At 71.2% G+C, this 6,422-nt stretch carries 6 protein-coding genes and 2 pseudogenes; 5 read left to right on the forward strand and 3 right to left on the reverse strand.

Annotated features, from left to right (window positions below):
* The 4 genes and pseudogenes from IZR01_RS54615 to IZR01_RS47300 all read left to right on the forward strand — a co-directional run.
* A pseudogene (locus tag IZR01_RS54615) lies at positions 1-131 on the forward strand (sensor histidine kinase); the annotation flags it as partial.
* A complete protein-coding gene (locus tag IZR01_RS47290) occupies positions 128-814 on the forward strand; it encodes a response regulator (RefSeq protein WP_323746740.1) in 687 nt (228 codons plus the stop codon). The pseudogene IZR01_RS54615 and the gene IZR01_RS47290, both read left to right, overlap by 4 nt.
* Positions 815-923: 109 nt before the next feature.
* Positions 924-1,808 (forward strand): YwqG family protein, encoded by an 885-nt coding sequence (locus IZR01_RS47295; protein WP_194927674.1) that lies wholly within the window; start codon positions 924-926, stop codon positions 1,806-1,808.
* A complete protein-coding gene (locus tag IZR01_RS47300; protein WP_194899427.1) occupies positions 1,808-3,007 on the forward strand; it encodes a PucR family transcriptional regulator in 1,200 nt (399 codons plus the stop codon). The genes IZR01_RS47295 and IZR01_RS47300 overlap by 1 nt, the downstream gene beginning before the upstream one ends.
* Before the next feature lie 30 nt (positions 3,008-3,037).
* On the opposite strand, the gene IZR01_RS47305 is transcribed toward IZR01_RS47300, so the two are convergent.
* A complete protein-coding gene (locus IZR01_RS47305; RefSeq protein WP_194927675.1) occupies positions 3,038-3,784 on the reverse strand; it encodes a hypothetical protein in 747 nt (248 codons plus the stop codon).
* 99 nt (positions 3,785-3,883) lie between these two features.
* The gene (locus tag IZR01_RS47310; protein WP_194927676.1) at positions 3,884-4,825 is read right to left on the reverse strand and encodes an SDR family oxidoreductase; all 942 of its coding nucleotides are present in this window, start codon (positions 4,823-4,825) and stop codon (positions 3,884-3,886) included.
* 101 nt (positions 4,826-4,926) lie between these two features.
* Between IZR01_RS47310 and IZR01_RS47315 the strand changes: the two genes are divergently transcribed.
* Positions 4,927-5,517, forward strand: a complete 591-nt coding sequence (locus tag IZR01_RS47315; protein WP_194927677.1) for a TetR family transcriptional regulator — start codon at positions 4,927-4,929, stop codon at positions 5,515-5,517.
* Positions 5,518-5,581: 64 nt separating this feature from the next.
* Here the strand turns inward: IZR01_RS47315 and IZR01_RS47320 are convergent.
* Positions 5,582-6,422, reverse strand: a pseudogene (locus IZR01_RS47320) (hypothetical protein); the annotation flags it as partial.

The raw sequence follows: 6,422 nt of genomic DNA on the forward strand, positions 1-6,422 counted from the left end.
GGTTCGGGGCGGGCGGCTTCGGGTTCGGGCTGGCCGGGATGCGGGAGCGGGTGTCGCTGTTGAACGGGTCGTTCGCGGCCGGACCGCGGCCGGAGGGCGGGTTCCGGGTGGAAGCGCGGATCCCGGCGTGATCGGCGGTACCGGCCAGATCAGGGTCCTGCTCGCCGACGACCAGCCGCTGATCCGGGCCGGGCTGGTGATGGTGATCACCGACGCCCCGGACATCGAGGTGGTCGGGCAGGCCGGCAGCGGCGCCGAGGCGCTGCGTCTGGTGCACGGTCTGCGGCCGGATGTGGTGGTGATGGACATCCGGATGCCCGGCCTGGACGGGATCGAGGCGACCCGCCGGATCCGGGCCGAGGCGCCGGGGACCAGGGTCCTGATGCTGACCACGTTCGACGACGATGAGAACGTCTACGGCTCGTTGCGCGCCGGGGCCAGCGGCTTCCTGTTGAAGGACATGGCCCTGGAGGACATCCTGGCCGCGGTGCGGGTGGTCGCCGCCGGGGACGCGCTGATCGCGCCGAGCGTGACCCGCAGGCTCATCGCGGACTTCACCGATCGCGACGCCGCCCCGGCCCGGGACCCGCGGGCCGGAAGCCGCGCCCGGGCCCGGCTGGCCGGCGTCACAGAGCGCGAACACGAGGTGCTGGCCCTGGTCGCGCGCGGCCTGGCGAACAGCGAGATCGCCGCCGAGCTGGTGATCAGCCTGGCCACGGCGAAGACCCACGTGGCGAACCTGTTGACCAAGCTGGACGCCCGGGACCGGATCCAGTTGGTGATCCTGGCCTACGAGGCCGGGATAGTGGGTTAGCCTGGCAGATCGCGCGGCGGCTGTGCCGGATGACAGAACTCTTGGGTGCCGTGCACAAACATCCCGCAACGGGTTGTCGCGCGGGCGGACACCTGAAAGCATTCCGCGCATGGAGATCAGTGAGTCACCGCTGGCGGAAGCCGGCCGGCAGTTCTTCAGCGCGGAGAACGCCAAGAAGTGGGTCGAACTGCTGCGCCCGGGATTCCACCTGCGCGAGCAGAACGAGGGTGAGCCGCTGGTCGGCTATCTCGGCGGCGAGCCGCTGCTGCCGGCGGACGTCGCCTGGCCGCAGTGGGAGGGGCACGGGCCGCTGTCGTTCATCGCGGCCGTCGACTGCGGCGAGATCCCGGTCGAGGAGCTGGACATCCCGGTGCCCAACGACGGGATGCTGTTGTTCTTCTACTACAACGGTGTCGGCGACGACGCGGTGCAGTACCTGGACCCGGACAGCATCACCGGCGGCACGCGCGTGATCTACGTGCCCGAAGGTTCCGCGGACGTCTCGCAGCGTCCGGTGCCCGACGGTCTGGAGGCGTTCCCCCGCATCATGCTGACCGGGGAGTTGATAGCGACCGCCCCGGACAACGAGAACGCCGCCCTGGTCGCGGCGTTCGGTGACGCCGACGCCGACCCCACGGCCGACGACGATTACACCGAGTTCCCGTACACCGACGACGGCGACGGCTTCTACGACGCCCTCACCACCTTCCGCCGCGACCACTCCCCGCACCACCGCGTCGGCGGGTACTCGCTGCCCAAGGCGGGCTCGGTGGCCAAGGAGGCGTCCCACGCGGTCGCCCCGGGCGATGACGACGCGGCCAAGGCCGCCCGCCGCGAGCTGCTGTCCGAACTCGTGATGCTGATGCAGGTCGACAGCGACGGCCGCGCGGCCATGGAGTGGGGCGACACCGGCCGCCTGTACTGGCTCATCAAGCGCGCCGACCTGGAAGCCCGGGACTTCGGCAAGGCGACCTTCACCTGGCAAAGCGAGTAATGACCGAAAGCGGACCGTCGCAGCTTCCGGAGCTGGCCGCCTGGGCGGCCTCCCAACTGCCGAGGCTGATCGACCAGGCCTGCGCCGCGACCGTCGAGCGCATCCCGTTCTACCGGGACGGGAGCGTGGTCGACGGGCCGGAGCTGCGGCGGTCCGTGGAGGAGAACCTGCGCTTCCTGATCGCCGCCATCGGCCAGCCGGCGGCCGTCCCGCTGGACCTGGCGGCGCCGTCCGCGACCGGACGGCGCCGCGCGCACCAGGGCGCGCCGCTGCCCGAGGTGCTTCAGTGCTACCGCCTGGTCTTCACCACGCTGTGGGACGCCCTCCTGGCGCACACCGGCGACCACCGACGCCCGGCCGCCGCCGAGGCGCTGCTCGCCGCCGCTGGCCGCATCTTCCAGCTCACCGACCAGCACGCCATCGCGCTCACCGAGGCCTACCGCGCGGCGACCGCCGAACTGATGCGGGCCCGCCAGGCCCGGCGCTCAGCCCTGGTCGAGGCACTGCTGACCGGCTATCCGGGCCCTGAGGCAGCCCCCTGGGAAGCCGCGGAGTTCCTGGGCCTGCACCGCGACGGCGTCCTGGTCGTGGTCGCCGCCGACACCCGCGGCCTGGCCGAGGCGAGCCTCCCGGACGTCGAGAAGCGGCTGGAGGACCAAGGGATAGTGTCCGGCTGGCGCCTCACCCCGGCCCAACAGCTCGGCGTGGTGTCACTCCAGGAGGACCGGTACGACAAAATGCTGACGGTCCTGCGCGCCACCGCCCGGGCCCGCACCGGCCTGAGCCCCGCCTTCGCATCAGTCCACGACACACCGCGCGCCCTGCGACTGGCCCAGGCGGCGCTGGCCGGACTGCCGACGGGACGCGCGCAGGTGCGGGAGTTCGACCCGAGCCCACTGGCCGCGCTGATGGTCTACGAGTCCGACGAACGACGCCGCCTCACGACCAAAGTCCTCGGCCCGGTCCTGGGCCTACCGACAGACGACCGCGCCACCCTGCTGGAAACGCTGAACGCCTACCTGGACAACGCCGGCTCCGCGGAACGCGCGGCCGAGGTGCTGCACTGCCACGCGAACACGGTGCGGTATCGGCTCCGGCGGATACAGGAGCTGACCGGACGGTCGCTGGCGGATCCGCATGGTGTGGCGGAGTTGGCGGCGGCGGCTTTCGCGGTGCGGTTGGAGGGGGCCGGCGGGTGAGGCGGCGATGTCGTGCCTCGCGGCTGCCAGTCAGCCCGCTGTCCTACGCCGCATAAAGCGTTCCGTCTCACGGCGACGCTTGAGCAGGTTCCAAAGGTAGCCGCCGCCGACGATGACGACACCCGCCGCGACGACGATCGGTGCCGTCAGGAGGGCGGCGCCGACGCTTCCTCCTTCGGAGATCACCGCTGCGCTGCCAGCCGTGCCAAAACCCCCGAAGATCACGACACCGGCGATGCCATACCCGAGCCAACGGCGCGAGTACCCGAAGATCAGGTCGGTCAGCACCGCGCCGAGGACGGTGATCCCGGCCAGCAGCACCGTGAACGCGGCCGCGACGAAGGCACCGGTCAGTTGGGAGCGATACCGCTCGGACGGCGCGTTGGAGGTGGTTTCCGTGTCGCTTTGAGCAGTGGCGGAGACGATGGCGCCGTGCCACGTCCGCAGGGCCACGAAGTCACCATCCTGGATCTGCTCGAACACCGGCCGCACCCCGCGCGGGAACGTGAGTGGCGACTGCGTGCCCCCATAGGAGACCTTCAGCTTGGCGACCGTGCCCCTGGCCGCCACCCGCAGCGGTCCGACTGCCGCACCCGCGACGTCCTCGACGCAGTCGCGGTCCCCGGCCACCTGGCTCGCACAGGGCCGCGCCCGGGCGAGCGCCTGCTCGTCGGCCTTCACCCCGGTCGCCCGGTCCGTCAGGTACACCGTGCCGGCGACCATGATCAAGGTCAGCGCCGCGAAGCCCGACGCCCCCGGGTGCTCTCGCACGCCCATCGGTTCCCCTGTCCCGATTGCGGCTTTGCTCCGCGCGAAGCCCGCTGGAGAGTATGACACCCTCCGCGATCGTGGACGCGCATCGGCCCGGACCCCTGGCTAGTGACGGAGCCAGATTTCCTCGGCGCGGATGCTGGCCTGCGGTGTGAAGTAGTCGCCGGCCTCAAGGTCCTCAAGCAGGGTCGCATGTTTCGGCGTCAGGCCCAGGAGCCTCTGGGTGTGCGCGCTTGAGACGGGGACGTCCAGCGAGAAGAACTTGGCCAGGAACGGGTTTCCGAGGTGCCCAGCTGCCTCGTCGAGGGTCAGCGACGCGGTGGGGATGCCGAGTATCTGCCCGATCTTCGCGGCGACGCTCTTGATCGTGACGGCGCTTTCGCCGACGCCGTGCAGCACGCTCGCGGCGGGAGCCTTCTCCAGCGCCAGCCGGAAGACGGCTGCGGCATCGAGGCGGTGGATCGCCGGCCAGCGGTTGGTGCCGTCACCTATGTATGCGGCGACGCCCGCTCTGCGTGCCGCGGCGATGAGAGCGGGGATGAATCCGTAGTCGCCCGGGCCGTGCACGGTCGGCGCGAGCCGGACGACGCTGGCGCGGACCCCCGATTCGGCGAACGCGAGACAGGCTTGTTCGCCCGGGATGCGGAACGCGGCGATCGAGTCGGGATCCGGTGCGTCCTGCTCGGTGGCGATCTTGCCGGCTCCGGTCACCAGGGTTCCCGAGGTGCTGACGAACGGCTTGCCGGACCCGACCAGCGCCTCTCCCAGCGCGCTGATCGCGGCGCAGTCCCGGCGGATGAGGCCCTCCGGATCGGCATAGTCGCCGCCGTACGCCATGTGCAGGACTCCGTCGGCGGCTTCGGCACCGCGGCTGAGGCTGTCGAGGTCGTCCAGGGATCCGCGGTGCACCTTGGCGCCCAGTGACTCCAGCCGTGCGGCGGCGGCCTCCGATCGGGCCAGCCCGGTGACGGTGTGACCCGCCGCGACCAGTTCGGCGACGACGGCGGGGCCGGTCTGGCCGGTGCCGCCGGTGACGAAGACGTGCATGAGCTACCTCCGAGTTAACGCCAGTCACTGGCGCTTCTTAGCGCCAGTCGCTGACTCTACACGTTGCGCCAGCGGCTGGCGCAACGCGGTAGACTCGGCGGGTGCCCAGAAGTGGAGAAGATGCGCGCCGCCGACTCCAGCAAGCGGCCCTGGAGCTGTACCGGGAACGCGGATTCGAACAGACCACGACCGCGGAGATCGCCGCGCGGGCCGGCGTCAACGAGCGCACGTTCTTCCGGCATTTCCCGGACAAACGCGAAGTGCTCTTCGCCGGCGAGGCCGACCTGCGTGCCGCGTTGACGCAGGCGGTGGCCGAGGCGCCCGATGGTCTACAGCCGTTCGAGATGCTGCTCCGCGCCTTTCGGCGTGCCGGACTCATCCTGGAGGAGAATCGATCGTTCTCCGAGCCTCGACTGGAGATCATCGCGGGGACGCCGACCCTGCGTGAACGCGAATTGGCAAAGAACGCGTCGCTGACTCAGGCCCTCGCGCAGGCGCTGCGGCAGCGGGGTATCAGCGACCAGGTCGCCGATCTCGCTGCGCAGACTGGATGGGCCACCTTCCATCACGCCCTCGAATCCTGGATCGAGGACCCCTCGCAGAGCGTGGACGAGCATCTCGCCCAAGCCTTCGACGGCCTGCGCGTCCTGTCCGCGACCGCCGGTTCGTCACCGACACAGACCAAGGACTGATACCCGCGCCGGCCCGGGGACCGACCAGATGCCGTCGGGGTCGGTCCAGTCGGTCCAGCCGACCTCAGCCGGTCAGGGTCGCGACCGCCGCCATCCACTGGTGATCGCAGGCCCCTGATGCCTGGAAGCTGCCCGACCCCACGCTCTCGTAGGCACTCGCCAGCTGGTCCGCCGGTGCCACGACAAGCGTGGGCAGCGCGGTGAATCCCGAACCCCAGGTCGCGTTCTCGCCACCCTGCACCCCCGCGACCCCGAAGACGATCCCGGCGCCGGAGGCAGAACCGGAGGCGAAGGGCCCAGAGGCCGCAGTCGCCGACGAGTGCCCGCCGATGCCGGTCACGCCCGAGAAGTCGTCGACCGCAACGTGATGCTCCGAGGTGGCCGGGAACCTGAGCGTCACCGAGCCGCCGCCGGCGAGTGCCCTGGCCCCGACCGCAGCGAGAATCAGGGTACGGTCACCCGCCCCGTCGCTCTGGTCCGCGACCACCGAGTAGCTGTTGCCCGCGCTGTCGGAGGCACCCACGCCGCCAGAGTGCGTGTTGGTGAGCATGACCGACACCACCAACGTGTCACCGCCGGCCGAGGAGCCCGACGTCTGCAAAGTCACCGAGGTCGAAGACGACGTCTGCGCCGCATTCGACGCCAGCCGCCCGACGTAAGCCGGAGCTTTCGCAGCCTGCTGCGACGGCGGAGCGCTGGGGCCGCCGGTCCCGACGGCGCTGGGACCGCCGGCACTGGAAGGCGCCGAACCGGACGGCCGGCCCGCCTTGCTCGCGCTGGAGGAGCCGCCCGGCTGGCCGGCGCTCGTCGGCGCACCCCCCGCGCTGCTCTGACCACCGGCCGAGCCGGCCGAACCGAGCAAGCTCGGAGCCGTCGCGCTCCCGCCCGCCGCGCCCCCGCCGCCC

The organism is Catenulispora pinisilvae (assembly GCF_015356865.1).
GTDB lineage: Bacteria > Actinomycetota > Actinomycetes > Streptomycetales > Catenulisporaceae > Catenulispora > Catenulispora pinisilvae.